Genomic DNA, 12758 nt, shown 5'->3' with positions numbered 1-12758 from the left:
GACGCGATGCCGCACGCGCCTTGGCGCGGTCCACCCCCGTCGCTAGCTTCACCCCAACGCGGGAGAGCCGGAAGGGCCGAGTGCCATGAGCACGCTGACGTTTGCCGGACAGAGCGCCGCGCGCCGCGCCGACGACCGCGCGGTCGGCGCGTGGCTGCTGGCGGTGTGCGGGATGATCTTCGCCATGGCCGTGATCGGGGCGATCACGCGCCTGACGGAAAGCGGGCTGTCCATCATGGAATGGGCCCCCGTCAGCGGCGTGCTGCCGCCCATGTCGCAGGCGGAGTGGGAGCGCATCTTCGCGCTCTACAAGCAGACGGCCGAGTACCGCGAGCTCAACGCCGGCATGTCGCTGGCGGAGTTCAAGACGATCTTCTGGTGGGAGTGGGTGCACCGCCTGTGGGGCCGGCTGATCGGCGCGGTCTTCCTGGCCGGGTTCCTGTGGCTGCTGCTGCGCGGCAAGCTGCGCCGCGGGCTGACGCCGCACCTGATCGCGCTCTTCGTCCTCGGCGGGCTGCAGGGCGCGCTCGGCTGGTTCATGGTCGCCAGCGGCTTCGCCGAGCGCACCGACGTCAGCCAGTACCGCCTCACCCTGCACCTCGGCTTCGCCCTGGCGATCTACGCCTACGCCCTGGCGCTGGCGATCCGGCTGCGCTGGCCGAGCGCGCCCGCCAGTGCCGACGCCGCCGGGGTGCGGCGCGGGTTGTGGGCCTTCGCCGGGCTGGTCGCGGTCACGATCGTCGCCGGGGCGCTGGTCGCGGGGCTGAACGCCGGCATGTCCTACAACACCTATCCCCTGATGGCGGGCGAGGTGGTGCCGGCGAACTACGGCGTGCACGCGCCCTGGTGGCTGAACTGGTTCGAGAACGTCGCCGCCGTGCAGTTCAACCACCGCCTGCTGGCGCACCTGACCGTCGTGGCCGGGCTGGCGCTGTGGGTGTGGGGGTGCTTCGCCCGGCTGAGCGAGGAAGCGCGGCGGGCGCTGGCGTGGCTGGCGCTGGGCTCGCTGGGGCAGCTGGTGCTGGGCGTGGTGACGCTGCTGGCCGTGGTGCCGGTGTGGTTGGGCGCGGCGCACCAGGCGGGCGCCATCGTCGTGCTGTCGCTGACCATCTGGGCGCTGTCACGCGTGCGCGCGCCGGGCGTGGGCGCGGCGGGGGTTTGACCGGCCCGGTGCGGATTCTTTTTCCAGCCCATCGATGACCACAGAATGGGGCCATCCGGCACGGCGGGTGGCGAGCCTCATCCCTCCCAGCGCGCCGGCGAACACGGCGAGCTGGGCCCCTCCCTTCTCCTGAAGGAGAAGGGTTGGATGGCGGGACTTCGCGCCCCGCATCGTCGGTGCAGGCCACCGGGAGATGCCACATGCCCGCGAAACGGCTGCTGATCGTCGCGCACGCGCCCTCGCCCAACACGCAGCGCCTGCTGGACGCGGTGGTGCGCGGGGCGCAAAGCGCGGACATCGAAAGCGTGGAGGTGGTCGCCAAGCGGCCCTTCGACGCCGACGCCGAGGACGTGCGCGCCGCCGACGCCGTCATCCTGGGCACGCCGGAAAACCTCGGCTACATGAGCGGCGCGCTGAAGGATTTTTTCGACCGCATCTTCTACGCCGTGGGCGAGGACACAGAGGCCCTGCCCTACGCCGCCTACATCCGCGCCGGCAAGGACGGCACCGGCACCTACAACGCCATCCGATCCATCACCACGGGCCTGCGCTGGCGCCCCATCCAGGAGCCCATGATCCTGCACGGCGAGTGGCAAGAAGCCTTCGTCGGCCAGTGCGAGGAGCTGGGCACGCTCGTCGCGACCGGGCTGGACATGGGCATTTACTGACCGCCTAGCGTCGTCCCTCAGCGCCCGCCGTCCAGCAGGCCGTGGCGGCGGTGCCAGGCTTCCAGGGATTCCGGCGGGTAGCCGGCGTGCTGCTCCTCGCCCGGCCGGGCGTCGATGCGCACCCAATTGGCCTTGGAGTCCAGCAGGATGTGCACGACCTCCGGCGGCTCGGGCAGCGGCGTGTCGATGGCGCTGGCGAAGGGGTGGACCAGCTCGGGATACGCTGGATCGAAGACCCACAGCGCGGTGCCGCAGTGCGAACAAAAGCGCCGCTCCCCCGGGCTTTGCTCGCCGTCCACCCGGGCGTGGAAGACGGTGATCGCCGCGCGCCCGCGCACGCTGAGGGTGTTCGCGTCGGCGCCCAGGTTGACGGCGTAGCCGCCCCCGCCCGCCGTCTTGCGGCAGATCGAGCAGTAGCAGCGGTTGTAGGGCACGGGCGCGTAGGCCTCGACCGAAAAGGCCACGGCGCCGCAATGGCACGAGCCGTCCAGGTGCATGGCGCTCCCCGCGATGGCGTGATTTCCGGCATGGAAGCGTGCCACCCCGGCGCACTTGCGAACAGGTCCACGAGCGGGCAGCCCCGACGCGCTTCGGCACCGGTTTCGGACCGGCACCTTCCCCAAGATTGACGCAAACGGCGAATGCACTCGGGCGTCCGTCGGTCTGACACAAGTTTCCAAAGATCATCTTTGGTCGTGATGGACCCATTCATCTCCGCGCAACGCCGGTGTCGAGTGAAAGAAGCGATTAAACACGCTCGTGTTTAAAGACGCGGGCGAAGATGGTGCCGACGTGCTGGGTGTGGAAGCTGGGGTCGAAGCAGGCGGCCAGGGCGTCGGGGTCGAGCGCGGCCGTGACCTCCTCGTCCTGCTGCAGGAGGGAGAGAAAGTCGGCACCCTCGTTCCAGACCTTCATGGCGTTGCGCTGGACGAGGCGGTAGGCGTCCTCGCGCGCGACACCGGCCTGAGTGAGCGCGAGCAGCACGCGCTGGGAGTAGACCAGCCCGCCCAGGCGGTCGAGGTTGGCCTTCATGGTGTCCGGGTAGACCAGCAGCTTTTCGATCGTGCCGGCAAGACGGTGCAGGGCGAAGTCGAGGGCGATCGTGGCGTCGGGGGCGGTGACGCGCTCGACGGAGGAGTGGGAGATGTCGCGCTCGTGCCAGAGGGTCACGTTTTCCAGCGCGGGGGTGACGGCGGAACGGACGATGCGCGCGAGGCCCGTCAGGTTCTCGGAGAGGATGGGGTTGCGCTTGTGCGGCATGGCCGAGGAGCCCTTCTGGCCTTCCTCGAAGTATTCCTCGGCCTCGCGGACCTCGGTGCGCTGCAGGTGGCGGATTTCGGTGGCGAGGTTTTCGATGCTGCTGGCGATCGTGCCCAGCGTGGTGAAGAAGGCGGCGTGGCGGTCGCGCGGGATGATCTGCGTGGAGATGGGCTCGGGCGTCAGGCCCATCTGCTTGGCGACGTATTCCTCCACGTAGGGATCGATCGTGGCGAAGGTGCCCACGGCGCCGGAGATGGCGCAGGTGCCGACCTCCTCGCGCGCGGCTACGAGGCGCTTGCGCGCGCGGGCGAAGGCGGCGTGGTGGCTGGCAAGCTTGAGGCCGAAGGTCGTGGGCTCGGCGTGGATGCCGTGGCTGCGGCCGATGCAGAGCGTGGCCTGGTGTTCCTTGGCGCGCGTTTCCAGCGCGTTCAGCAGGCGGTCGAGCCCGGCGAGCAGCAGGTCGGTGGTCTGGACGAGCTGGACGGCGAGGCAGGTGTCCAGCACGTCGGAGGAGGTCATGCCCTGGTGGACGAAGCGCGCCTCGGGGCCGACGTGCTCGGCGAGGTTGGTGAGGAAGGCGATGACGTCGTGGCGGGTCTCGCGCTCGATCTCCTCGATGCGGGCGACCTCGAACTGCCCGCGCTCCCACACGGCCTTGGCGGCGGCATGGGGGATGACGCCCAGCTCGGCCTGCGCGTCGCAGGCGTGCGCCTCGATTTCGAACCAGATGCGGAAGCGGTTCTCGGGCTCCCAGATGCGGGCCATCTCGGGGCGGCTGTAGCGCGGGATCATGGCGGGCATCCTCCGACTCGCCGTGGGACGGGCGGAGATAGGCCGCGACGGGTGGGCGCTGTCAACGCCGCAGAAACCGTTCGGTCACGGCGAACCGAGCTCGGGCGAAAGCTCCGGCGCTACAACAACCCCTTCCGCTTGAAGGAGGCGTGGCCGGTGCGGGTGATGATGACGTGGTCGTGGACGTTGACGGAGAGCTTCTTGCCGGCGTCCGCGATCTCGCGCGTCATTTCCACGTCCGCCTTGGAGGGCGTGGGATCGCCCGAGGGGTGGTTGTGGACGAGGATGATCGCGCTGGCTTCCAGCGCCAGGGCGCGCTTGATGATCTCGCGCGGGGAGGCCGGCGTGTGGTCCACGGTGCCGCGCGCGAGCTGCTCGTCGGCGATGAGCTGGTTCTTGCGGTTGAGGAAGAGGACGCGGACCTGCTCCACCTTGTCCTCGGCCATGGCGACGCGGCAGTAGCGCAGCACCTTCTCCCAGTCGGACAGCACGGTGCGCTGCTGGGCGCGTTCGCGGCCCGCGCGCTCGGCGGCCTCCTGGGTCACCTTGAGCGTGGCGGCGGCGGCGTCGCCCATGCCCTTCACGCCGGCGAGGTCGCCGGGATCGGCGGCGAGCACGGCGGCCAGCGAGCCGAAGCGCTGCAACAGCCGCTTGGCCAGCGGTTTCACGTCCCCGCGCGGGTGGGCGGCGAAGAGCAGCACCTCCAGGATCTCGTAGTCCTGCAGCGCCTGCCCGCCGGCATCGAGCACGCGCTGGCGCAGACGCTGGCGATGGCCCGTGTAGTGGGGACGCCCGCCGTCCTTTCCGTCACCCGAGCGCGCCCCATTGTCCGCCATCGCGCCTCCGCGGTCCGGCATGCCGGTGTGTGCGCCGCCCGGCGGCGGCGCGCTGCGCGCAATTCAAGGCTGTCCCGCCCGCGTTTGCAAGCTCAGCGCGCGGCCGCGGGCACACACGCGTGTGCATCCTCGCCCGCGTCGCCGGCATCCGCCGGCCGGTCCGCGTCCGCTGCCAGCCGCGCCCGCGCGGCCCGGAAGACCTCGGCCAGGGCTTCGAACTCGGGCTGGCGGGGGGAGGTGCGGCGCCACGCCAGCACCACGCGGCGCGGGCACGCGCCCCGGAGCGGCACCAGCGCGATTTCGTGCGAGCGCGCCGCCCCGGCGTCGTGCGCCAGCTGCGGCAGCAGCGTCAGCCCCAGCCCCATCTCCACCATCGCCAGCAGCGTGGACAGGCTGGTGGCGGCGAAGCTGTCGTCCTCGCGCGGCAGCACCTCCGGGAAGGCGGAGAGCGCGTGGCGGTGCAGGCAGTGGCCGCGCTCCAGCAACAGCAACGAATGCTCGCGCAGGTCGGCGCCGCTCACCTGCTCGCGCCCGGCGAGCGGGTGCGCGCGCGGCGCCGCCAGGGTGTAGCTGTCCTCGAACAGCGTCGCGGTCGCCAGGTCGCCCGTCTCGTACGGCAGGGCGATCAGGATGGCGTCCAGCCGGCCGGCGGCGAGGCCCTCGATGAGGCTCTCGGTGAGTTCCTCGCGCAGGTAGAGCCGCAGGTCGGGATGGTCGCGCCGCAGCGCCGGCATGGCGTGCGGGATGAGGTAGGGGCCGATCGTGGGGATGGTGCCCAGCCGCAAGTCGCCGCGCAGGGTTCCGGCCTGCCGACTGGCGAGGTCCACCAGGTCGTGCGTGGCCGTGAGGACGCCGCGCGCCCGTTCGGCGAGCTGTTCGCCCACCGGCGTCATCGTCACCGAGCGCTTGGTGCGCTCGGCCACCCCGACCCCGAGCGTGGCCTCCAGCTCCTTCAGCCCCGCGCTCAGCGTGGACTGGCTGACGTGGCAGGCCTCGGCGGCGCGGCCGACGTGGCGCTCGTCGGCGAGCGCGACCAGGAAGCGAAGCTGGCGCAGGCTGGGCAGCATGGTGGACCCTCCGCAGCGGACTCTGTTCGGTTCAATCGATCACACTCCGCAAAATTATTCATTTCACCGAACGGAGCAAGGCGACCAGCTTGCGCGGTGTCACGAACGGCTTTGCAAAAGGAGCTTGCGCCATGACGACCGAGCAGCAGCCCACCCTGCCCCGCCTGAACGAGCCGGCCCCGGACTTCTGCGCGCCCACGACCCAGGGCCAGCGCTCGCTGTCCGACTACACGGGCCGGTGGCTGGTCCTCTTCTCCCACCCCGCCGACTTCACGCCCGTCTGCACGACGGAATTCGTCGGCTTCGCCAAGAACCACGAGCGCTTTCAGGAGATGAACTGCGACCTGCTCGGCCTGTCGATCGACAGCAAGCACGCCCACATCGCCTGGGTGCGCAGCATCAAGGAGAACTTCGGCGTCGACGTCCAATTCCCGATCATCGACGATGTCTCCATGAAGGTCGCGACCGCCTACGGCATGATCCAGCCGGGCGCCAGCGACACCTCCGCCGTGCGCGCCACCTTCGTCATCGACCCTGAGGGTGTGCTGCGCGCGATGATCTACTATCCCATGCCGGTCGGCCGCGACATCGAGGAGGTCGTCCGCCTCGTGCAGAGCCTACAGACGGCGGACGCGTACGGCGTCGCCACGCCCGAGGCGTGGACCCCCGGTCAGTGCGTCATCGTGCCGCCGCCGCAGACCCAGGCGGAGGCCGAGCAGCGCGCGAACGCGGGCTACAATTACACGGATTGGTACTTCTGCACCAAGGAGCTGTAAGGCCCGATTCCGCGGGACGCCCGGTCCGCCGGGCGTCCCTGCCCGCCCGGCTGGACCATCACAAGCGAGAGACGCGCCATGAGCACACAAGGCCCCGAGGTCACCGGCTTCTTCGATTACAAAACCTTCAGCGTGCAGTACGTGGCCGCCGACCCGGCGACGAAGCAGTGCGCCATCATCGACCCCGTGCTGAACTATGACGAGAAGGCGGGCCGCACCAGCACCGAGCACGCGGACACCATCCTCCAGCACGTCCGCGAGAACGGGCTGACCGTCCAGTGGATCCTGGACACCCATCCCCACGCCGATCACTTCTCCGCGGCCAGCTACCTCAAGGAGCAGACGGGCGCGCCCATCGCCATCGGCGAGCACGTGAAGGACGTCCAGCAGCTCTGGAAGAAGATCTACAACTGGCCCGAGGACACGCCGACCGACGGCCGCCAGTGGGACCGCCTCTTCGCCGAGGGCGACACCTTTCAGGTGGGTGAGCTCCCGGCGCGGGTGATGCATTCTCCCGGCCACACGCTCGCCTCGGTCACCTACGTGATCGGCGACGCCGCCTTCGTGCACGACACCCTCTTCCAGCCGGACTTCGGCGCCGCGCGGGCCGACTTCCCCGGCGGCAGCGCGCAGACGCTCTACCGCTCGATCCGCCGCATCCTGGACGAGCTGCCCGGCGAGACGCGGCTGTTCACCGGGCACGACTACATGCCCGGCGGCCGCGCGCCGCAGTGGGAGTCCACCGTGGCCGAGCAGCGCGCCGAGAACCCGATGGTGCACGACGGCGTCAGCGAGGCCGAATTCGTCAGGATGCGCCACGCGCGCGACGCGGAGCTGCCGCTGCCGGTGCTGATCCTGCACGCCCTGCAGGTGAACACCAACGCGGGCCGGCTGCCGGCGCCGGAGGACAACGGCGTCGCCTACCTCAAGATCCCGCTCAACCAGTTCTGAGCCCGAGCGACCATGCGCCTCCCCCGGCTCGACAGCGCGATCCCCGCCGCCGCCTGGCTGAAAAGCTATCGCGGCCGGGACCTCTCGGCCGATCTGGTGGCGGCGGTGATCGTCACCATCATGCTGATCCCGCAGAGCCTGGCCTACGCCATGCTGGCCGGCCTGCCGGCCGAGGTGGGGCTGTACGCCAGCATCCTGCCGCTGATCGCCTACGCCATCTTCGGCTCCAGCCGGGCGCTGGCCGTGGGGCCTGTGGCGGTGGTGTCGCTGATGACGGCGGCGGCCGCGTCGCGCGTCGCCGAGCCGGGCTCGCCCGAGTACGTCGGCGCGGCGATCGCGCTGGCGATGCTGTCGGGCCTGATGCTGGTGGCGATGGGCCTGGCGCGGCTGGGTTTCCTGGCGAACCTGCTCAGCCACCCCGTGATCTCGGGCTTCATCACCGCCTCCGGCATCCTCATCGCCGCCAGCCAGCTTCAGCACGTCCTGGGGATCGACGCCGGGGGCCACACGCTCGTCGCGATCGTGACCGCGCTGGCCGCGCACATCGGGGAGACGAACCCCTACACCCTGGCGATCGGCGCGGGGGCGACCACCTTCCTCTTCTGGGTGCGCACGAACCTCAAGCCCCTGCTGCGCGACCGGCTGGGCATCTCGCCCTTCGCCGCGGACCTGCTCGCCAAGGCCGGGCCGGTGGCGGCGGTGGTCGTCACCACCTCGGCGGTGGCGATCTTCGACCTGGGCGCGCGCGGCGTGGACATCGTGGGCAGCATTCCCGAGGGCCTGCCGCCCGTGACCGCGCCGCCGCTGGACCTCGACCTCTGGGGCAGCCTGGCGACCTCGGCGCTGCTGATCAGCGTGATCGGCTTCGTGGAATCCATCTCGGTGGCGCAGACGCTGGCGGCCAAGAAGCGCCAGCGCGTGGACGCCAACCACGAACTGAAGGGCCTGGGCGCGGCCAACCTGGCCGCCGCCTTCTCCGGCGGCTTCCCCGTGACGGGCGGGTTCTCGCGCTCGGTGGTGAACTTCGACGCCGGGGCGGAGACGCCCATGGCGGGCGTGCTCACGGCCGTGGGCATCGCGGCGACGGCGGTGTTCCTGACGCCGCTGTTCTTCTACCTGCCCAAGGCGACGCTGGCGGCGACCATCATCGTGGCCGTGCTGTCGCTGGTGGACCTGGGCGCGATCAAGCGCACCTTCGTCTACTCCAAGCCCGACTTCGCCGCGATGGCGGCGACCATCCTGATCGTGCTCGGCGTGGGCGTGGAGGCCGGCGTGGTTTCCGGCGTCGGGCTGTCGGTGGCGCTCTACCTGTGGCGCACCAGCCGCCCGCACATGGCGATCGTCGGCCAGGTGCCGGGCACGGAGCACTTCCGCAACGTCGACCGCCACAGCGTGGTGACGAGCGAGGAGGTGCTTTCCATCCGCGTGGACGAAAGCCTCTACTTCGCCAACGCGCGCTACCTGGAAGACAAGATCTACGACATGATCGCCGAGCGGCCGGAGCTGAAGCACGTCGTGCTGCAGTGCTCGGCCGTGAACCTGATCGACGCCAGCGCGCTGGAGAGCCTGGAGGCGATCAACGAGCGCCTGCACACCGCCGGCGTCCAGTTCCACCTCTCCGAGGTGAAGGGCCCGGTCATGGACCGCCTGCAGCGCGCCCACTTCCTGGAGGAGCTGACCGGCAAGGTCTTCCTCAGCCAGCGACAGGCGATGGCGGAGCTGGACCCCGACACGGTCGCCCGCGCCGAGGGCCGTCGCCTGGAGCGGGAGTTGCACGCCGTGTAGGGACTCCGGGAACCCGATCCCGTCCGGCGGTGTTGGCTCCGTGCGCCCGCAGGCCGTGATGCGGGCACGCGGGCCTTCGGGAGGGGCGATGACGGGATGGCTGCTGCTCGCGGGCTGGATCGCGGTGGTGGCCGCGTCGCTGGCCGCGCTGATGCGCGATCTGGCGCGCAACAACCCGGAAATCCACGGCCTGATGAAGGTCGTGTGGGTGCTGACCGTGGCCTATTCGGGGCCGCTGGGGCTGGCGATCTACCACTATGCCGGCCGCAAGCAGATCCAGCGCGACGACATCTGGCGGCGCGCTTTCCGCTCGGTGTCGCACTGCTATTCCGGCTGCGGCCTGGGCGAGATCGTCGGCCTGCTGGTGGCGGTGGGACTGCTCGGGCTCAGCACCGTGTGGACGGCGGGGCTGACCTTCGCCTGCGCCTACATCATGGGCTTCGCGCTGACGATGGGCCCCTTGATCCAGGGCGGCGAGCGCGTGGCCACGGCCTTCGTCGACACCGTGACCAGCGAAACCGCCAGCATCGCCGTCATGGAGACCGTGGCGATCGGCGTCGATCTGACGCTCGCGGGCGGCGCCGGGCTGGCCGAACCGCTGTTCTGGGGCTCGCTGATCGTCTCGCTGACCGTGGGTCTGGCGGCGGCCTACCCGGTCAACGTCGTGCTGATCCGCCTGGGCGTGAAGGAAGGCATGCACGACCCCCGCGCCCACGCCGCCGCGTGACGCGGACCGCGCGTCAGCCGTCGTAGGGCGGCTTGTGCAGGCCCTTGGGCGAATAGGTGAAGACCTCGACGCCGTCCTCCGTCACGCCGACGGAATGCTCGAACTGCGCCGAAAGCGCCTTGTCGCGCGTCACGGCGGTCCAGCCGTCCTCCAGGATCTTCACGTCGGGCTTGCCGGCGTTGATCATGGGCTCGATCGTGAAGAGCATCCCCGGCTGCAGTTCCAGGCCCGTGCCCGGATCGCCGTAGTGCAGGACCGTGGGCGCGTCGTGGAACACCTGCCCGAGCCCGTGGCCGCAGAAATCGCGCACCACGGAAAAGCGGTTGCGCTCGGCGTAATGCTGGATGGCGTGGCCCACGTCGCCCAGGGTGTTGCCGGGCTTCACCTGCTCGATCCCCCGCATCATCGCCTCGTGCGTGACGTCGCACAGCTTGCGCGCCTTCACGCCGGGCCGGCCGGCCCAGAACATGCGGCTGGTGTCGCCATGCCAGCCGTCCAGGATGACGGTGATGTCGATGTTGAGGACGTCGCCGTCGCGCAGCTTCTTCTCGTCGTTCGGGATGCCGTGGCAGACGACCCGGTTCACCGAGATGCAGGTGGCCTTGGGAAAGCCCTTGTAGTTCAGCGGCGCCGGCGTGGCGCCGTGGTCCAGGATGAACTGGTGGCACAGCCGGTCCAGCTCACCCGTGGTCACGCCGGGGCGAACGTAGGGCGCGATATAGTCGAGCACCTGCGCGGCGAGCTGGCCCGCGCGGCGCATGCCCGCGAACGCCTCCGGGCCGTGGAGTGTGACGCGGCGGCGGTCCTTGGCCTCGACGGTCTGTTGCTCTGGCTGGTCCATCGAACTTCGACAGGCTGTGGTTTCGGGGGATCGGGCGGTGGCTCAATTCAATGCGGTCGGGGCCGGGTTTGCAACCCCGGGCCGGCGCGCCGGCCCGCGCGGCGCGGCATCCGGGCGCGGCGAAGCGCCTCACGCCATCGTGCATTCGGGTGGTGGGGCGGAACCGCGCGCAGGATTGCACACCGCGCCCCGACCGCCCACCGTCGGGACAGCTTGGCAAGGAGGAGACGACGATGCGCGGAATGCGCGCAGCGGCGCTGGGCGTCGCGGGGCTGTTGCTGGCCGGCTGCGGCACGGACGCCTTCGACATCCAGTTCCCCTGGTCCGAGGCGGGCGAGCCGGAAACCGAGCGCTTCGAGCAGGCGGGCGTCGACGACGAAGCCCGACAGGCCGACCTGGAAGCCTGCGTGGACAGCGCGCGCGCCCAGATCGCGCGCGACCAGCGCATCGACCGGAGCACCGAGCTCGGCACGACCGGCACCACCTCGGCATCGGGCCAGACAGTCGAGCTGCGCCAGCGCATGGAAGATTTCGGCTACGAGCAGCGCCTCAACCGTCTGATCGCAGACTGCATGCAGCGCAAGGGCTACACCGTCACCGAGGCCGCGGGCGAGTAGGCCGCGCGCACCCTCACGGGGTCGCGGCATCCAAAAGCGGGTCGGGAGGGAGGCCCGAGCCGACCCGACCGAGGCACGGGCCTCCCGACGCTGGCGCTTACGCCATCGCCCGCGTCTTCTTGGGGTCGAAGAAGGGCTTGGGCACCACCTTGGCCGGCCGGTGGTGCGTGCCGTCCGTCGTGGCGAGCGGCGTGCCCTCCTCGCTCAGCTCGGTCGCCACCAGCGCCAGGGCGATGTTCTGCCCCAGGCGCGGGCTGTGCACCGCCGAGGTGATGCAGCCGACGCGCCGCTCACCGTCGAACACGGGCCAGGGCTCGGTGTTCGGCGAGGTCAGCGCGGGCCCGCCAACGTCGAGGCCGACCAGCTTGCGCGACACGCCCTCCTCGCGGATGCGCTTGAGCGCCGCCTTGCCGACGAAGTCGGCGTCCATCTCCAGGTCCACCAGGCGGTCCATGCCCAGCTCGTAGGGGTTGGTGCCCAGGTCCATGTCGGCCTGGTAGGAGAGCATCGCGCCTTCCAGGCGCCGGATGGTGCAGGTGTGGCCCGGCGCCAGGCCGTAGGGCTTGCCGGCCGCCATGATGCGCTCCCACAGCTCCTCGCCGCGGCTGCCGTCGCGCAGATAGATCTCGTAGCCGCGCTCGCTGGACCAGCCGGTGCGCGAAACCACGAGCGGGATGCCGTCCAGCTCCGTCTCGCGCAGCCAGAAGTAGCGCAGCTCCTCGATGTCCTCGCCGAAGAGGTCCTTCATGATCTCCAGGGACTTCGGGCCCTGAAGCTGGAGCGGCGAGACGTCCGGCTCGCCCACCGAGACGTCCAGGCCCGCGTACGCGGCCAGGCCCTGCGCCCACAGCAGCACGTCGCTGTCCGCCAGCGACAGCCAGAAGTGGTTCTCGTCGAGCCGCAGCAGAATCGGGTCGTTGATGACGCCGCCGTACTGATTGGTCAGGAAGACGTACTTGCACTGGCCGACGTTCAGCTTCGACAGGTTGCGCGGCGTGAGCAGTTGCGTGAACTCGGCCGCGTCCGGGCCGGTGATCTCGACCTGGCGCTCGACGGCGACGTCGCAGAGGATGGCGCGTTCGGTCAGGTTCCAGAAGTTCTGCACCGGGTCGCCGAAGCTGCGCGGAATGTACATGTGGTTGTACACCGAATAGGCCTGCGCGCCCCAGCGTTGCGTCGCGGGGAAATACGGCGACTTCCGGATTCGCAGATCGAAGGTGGTGGGATCGGGTGCGGTCGTCATGCGTTCGAACCTCCCATTTATACAGATCGGTCT

General features: G+C 70.2%; 13 protein-coding genes. 7 read left to right on the top strand and 6 right to left on the bottom strand.

Features of this window, described 5'->3' with window-relative positions:
* Positions 1-85 precede the first annotated feature (85 nt).
* Positions 86-1162, top strand: a complete 1077-nt coding sequence (locus BLQ43_RS08130; protein WP_090019645.1) for a COX15/CtaA family protein — start codon at positions 86-88, stop codon at positions 1160-1162.
* Between the two features lie 200 nt (positions 1163-1362).
* Entirely contained in the window at positions 1363-1830 is a 468-nt protein-coding gene (locus BLQ43_RS08125) for a flavodoxin family protein (RefSeq protein WP_090019644.1), read from the top strand.
* Positions 1831-1847: 17 nt separating this feature from the next.
* Here BLQ43_RS08125 and BLQ43_RS08120 read toward each other — a convergent pair whose 3' ends face one another.
* From BLQ43_RS08120 to BLQ43_RS08105, 4 genes are all read right to left on the bottom strand, one after another.
* A complete protein-coding gene (locus tag BLQ43_RS08120) occupies positions 1848-2327 on the bottom strand; it encodes a GFA family protein (RefSeq protein ID WP_090019643.1) in 480 nt (159 codons plus the stop codon).
* A gap of 250 nt (positions 2328-2577) precedes the next feature.
* Positions 2578-3882, bottom strand: coding sequence for an adenylosuccinate lyase (gene purB / locus BLQ43_RS08115; protein ID WP_090019642.1), 1305 nt, complete (start codon positions 3880-3882; stop codon positions 2578-2580).
* A gap of 119 nt (positions 3883-4001) precedes the next feature.
* Positions 4002-4718 (bottom strand): RadC family protein, encoded by a 717-nt coding sequence (radC, locus tag BLQ43_RS08110; RefSeq protein ID WP_176758584.1) that lies wholly within the window; start codon positions 4716-4718, stop codon positions 4002-4004.
* Between the two features lie 92 nt (positions 4719-4810).
* On the bottom strand, positions 4811-5785 hold the full coding sequence (locus BLQ43_RS08105) for a hydrogen peroxide-inducible genes activator (RefSeq protein ID WP_090019640.1): 975 nt from the start codon (positions 5783-5785) through the stop codon (positions 4811-4813).
* 131 nt (positions 5786-5916) lie between these two features.
* Between BLQ43_RS08105 and BLQ43_RS08100 the strand changes: the two genes are divergently transcribed.
* The 4 genes from BLQ43_RS08100 (at position 5917) to BLQ43_RS08085 (ending at position 10024) form a co-directional block, all read left to right on the top strand.
* The gene (locus BLQ43_RS08100; protein WP_090019639.1) at positions 5917-6561 is read left to right on the top strand and encodes a peroxiredoxin; all 645 of its coding nucleotides are present in this window, start codon (positions 5917-5919) and stop codon (positions 6559-6561) included.
* Between the two features lie 78 nt (positions 6562-6639).
* Positions 6640-7512, top strand: coding sequence for an MBL fold metallo-hydrolase (locus BLQ43_RS08095; RefSeq protein ID WP_090019638.1), 873 nt, complete (start codon positions 6640-6642; stop codon positions 7510-7512).
* Between the two features lie 12 nt (positions 7513-7524).
* On the top strand, positions 7525-9297 hold the full coding sequence (locus BLQ43_RS08090; RefSeq protein ID WP_090019637.1) for a SulP family inorganic anion transporter: 1773 nt from the start codon (positions 7525-7527) through the stop codon (positions 9295-9297).
* Positions 9298-9385: 88 nt separating this feature from the next.
* Entirely contained in the window at positions 9386-10024 is a 639-nt protein-coding gene (locus tag BLQ43_RS08085) for a DUF4396 domain-containing protein (RefSeq protein WP_176758583.1), read from the top strand.
* Between the two features lie 13 nt (positions 10025-10037).
* Here the strand turns inward: BLQ43_RS08085 and map are convergent, their stop codons facing one another.
* Positions 10038-10865 (bottom strand): type I methionyl aminopeptidase, encoded by an 828-nt coding sequence (gene map, locus BLQ43_RS08080; protein WP_090019636.1) that lies wholly within the window; start codon positions 10863-10865, stop codon positions 10038-10040.
* 233 nt (positions 10866-11098) lie between these two features.
* On the opposite strand from map, the gene BLQ43_RS08075 reads away from it, so the two are divergent.
* Complete coding sequence (locus tag BLQ43_RS08075) at positions 11099-11482, top strand: hypothetical protein (protein WP_143006202.1); 384 nt, start codon at positions 11099-11101, stop codon at positions 11480-11482.
* Between the two features lie 97 nt (positions 11483-11579).
* Here the strand turns inward: BLQ43_RS08075 and BLQ43_RS08070 are convergent, their stop codons facing one another.
* Positions 11580-12725: a glycine cleavage T C-terminal barrel domain-containing protein gene (locus tag BLQ43_RS08070; protein ID WP_090019634.1), complete on the bottom strand. Its 1146-nt coding sequence runs from the start codon at positions 12723-12725 to the stop codon at positions 11580-11582.
* Between the last annotated feature and the right edge of the window lie 33 nt (positions 12726-12758).

The sequence above is a fragment of the Limimonas halophila genome (genome assembly GCF_900100655.1).
Lineage (GTDB): Bacteria > Pseudomonadota > Alphaproteobacteria > Kiloniellales > Rhodovibrionaceae > Limimonas > Limimonas halophila.
This window is presented reverse-complemented; position numbering and strand designations above follow the sequence as displayed.

Excerpts from the sequence above, each read along its gene's own strand:
- BLQ43_RS08120 (WP_090019643.1), bottom strand. The coding sequence starts at position 2,327 with ATGCACCTGGACGGCTCGTGCCATTGCGGCGCCGTGGCCTTTTCGGTC.
- BLQ43_RS08100 (WP_090019639.1), top strand. The coding sequence starts at position 5,917 with ATGACGACCGAGCAGCAGCCCACCCTGCCCCGCCTGAACGAGCCGGCC.
- BLQ43_RS08070 (WP_090019634.1), bottom strand. The coding sequence starts at position 12,725 with ATGACGACCGCACCCGATCCCACCACCTTCGATCTGCGAATCCGGAAG.
- BLQ43_RS08085 (WP_176758583.1), top strand. The coding sequence starts at position 9,386 with ATGACGGGATGGCTGCTGCTCGCGGGCTGGATCGCGGTGGTGGCCGCG.
- BLQ43_RS08105 (WP_090019640.1), bottom strand. The coding sequence starts at position 5,785 with ATGCTGCCCAGCCTGCGCCAGCTTCGCTTCCTGGTCGCGCTCGCCGAC.
- BLQ43_RS08095 (WP_090019638.1), top strand. The coding sequence starts at position 6,640 with ATGAGCACACAAGGCCCCGAGGTCACCGGCTTCTTCGATTACAAAACC.
- BLQ43_RS08075 (WP_143006202.1), top strand. The coding sequence starts at position 11,099 with ATGCGCGGAATGCGCGCAGCGGCGCTGGGCGTCGCGGGGCTGTTGCTG.
- BLQ43_RS08125 (WP_090019644.1), top strand. The coding sequence starts at position 1,363 with ATGCCCGCGAAACGGCTGCTGATCGTCGCGCACGCGCCCTCGCCCAAC.
- purB (WP_090019642.1), bottom strand. The coding sequence starts at position 3,882 with ATGATCCCGCGCTACAGCCGCCCCGAGATGGCCCGCATCTGGGAGCCC.
- radC (WP_176758584.1), bottom strand. The coding sequence starts at position 4,718 with ATGGCGGACAATGGGGCGCGCTCGGGTGACGGAAAGGACGGCGGGCGT.
- map (WP_090019636.1), bottom strand. The coding sequence starts at position 10,865 with ATGGACCAGCCAGAGCAACAGACCGTCGAGGCCAAGGACCGCCGCCGC.
- BLQ43_RS08130 (WP_090019645.1), top strand. The coding sequence starts at position 86 with ATGAGCACGCTGACGTTTGCCGGACAGAGCGCCGCGCGCCGCGCCGAC.
- BLQ43_RS08090 (WP_090019637.1), top strand. The coding sequence starts at position 7,525 with ATGCGCCTCCCCCGGCTCGACAGCGCGATCCCCGCCGCCGCCTGGCTG.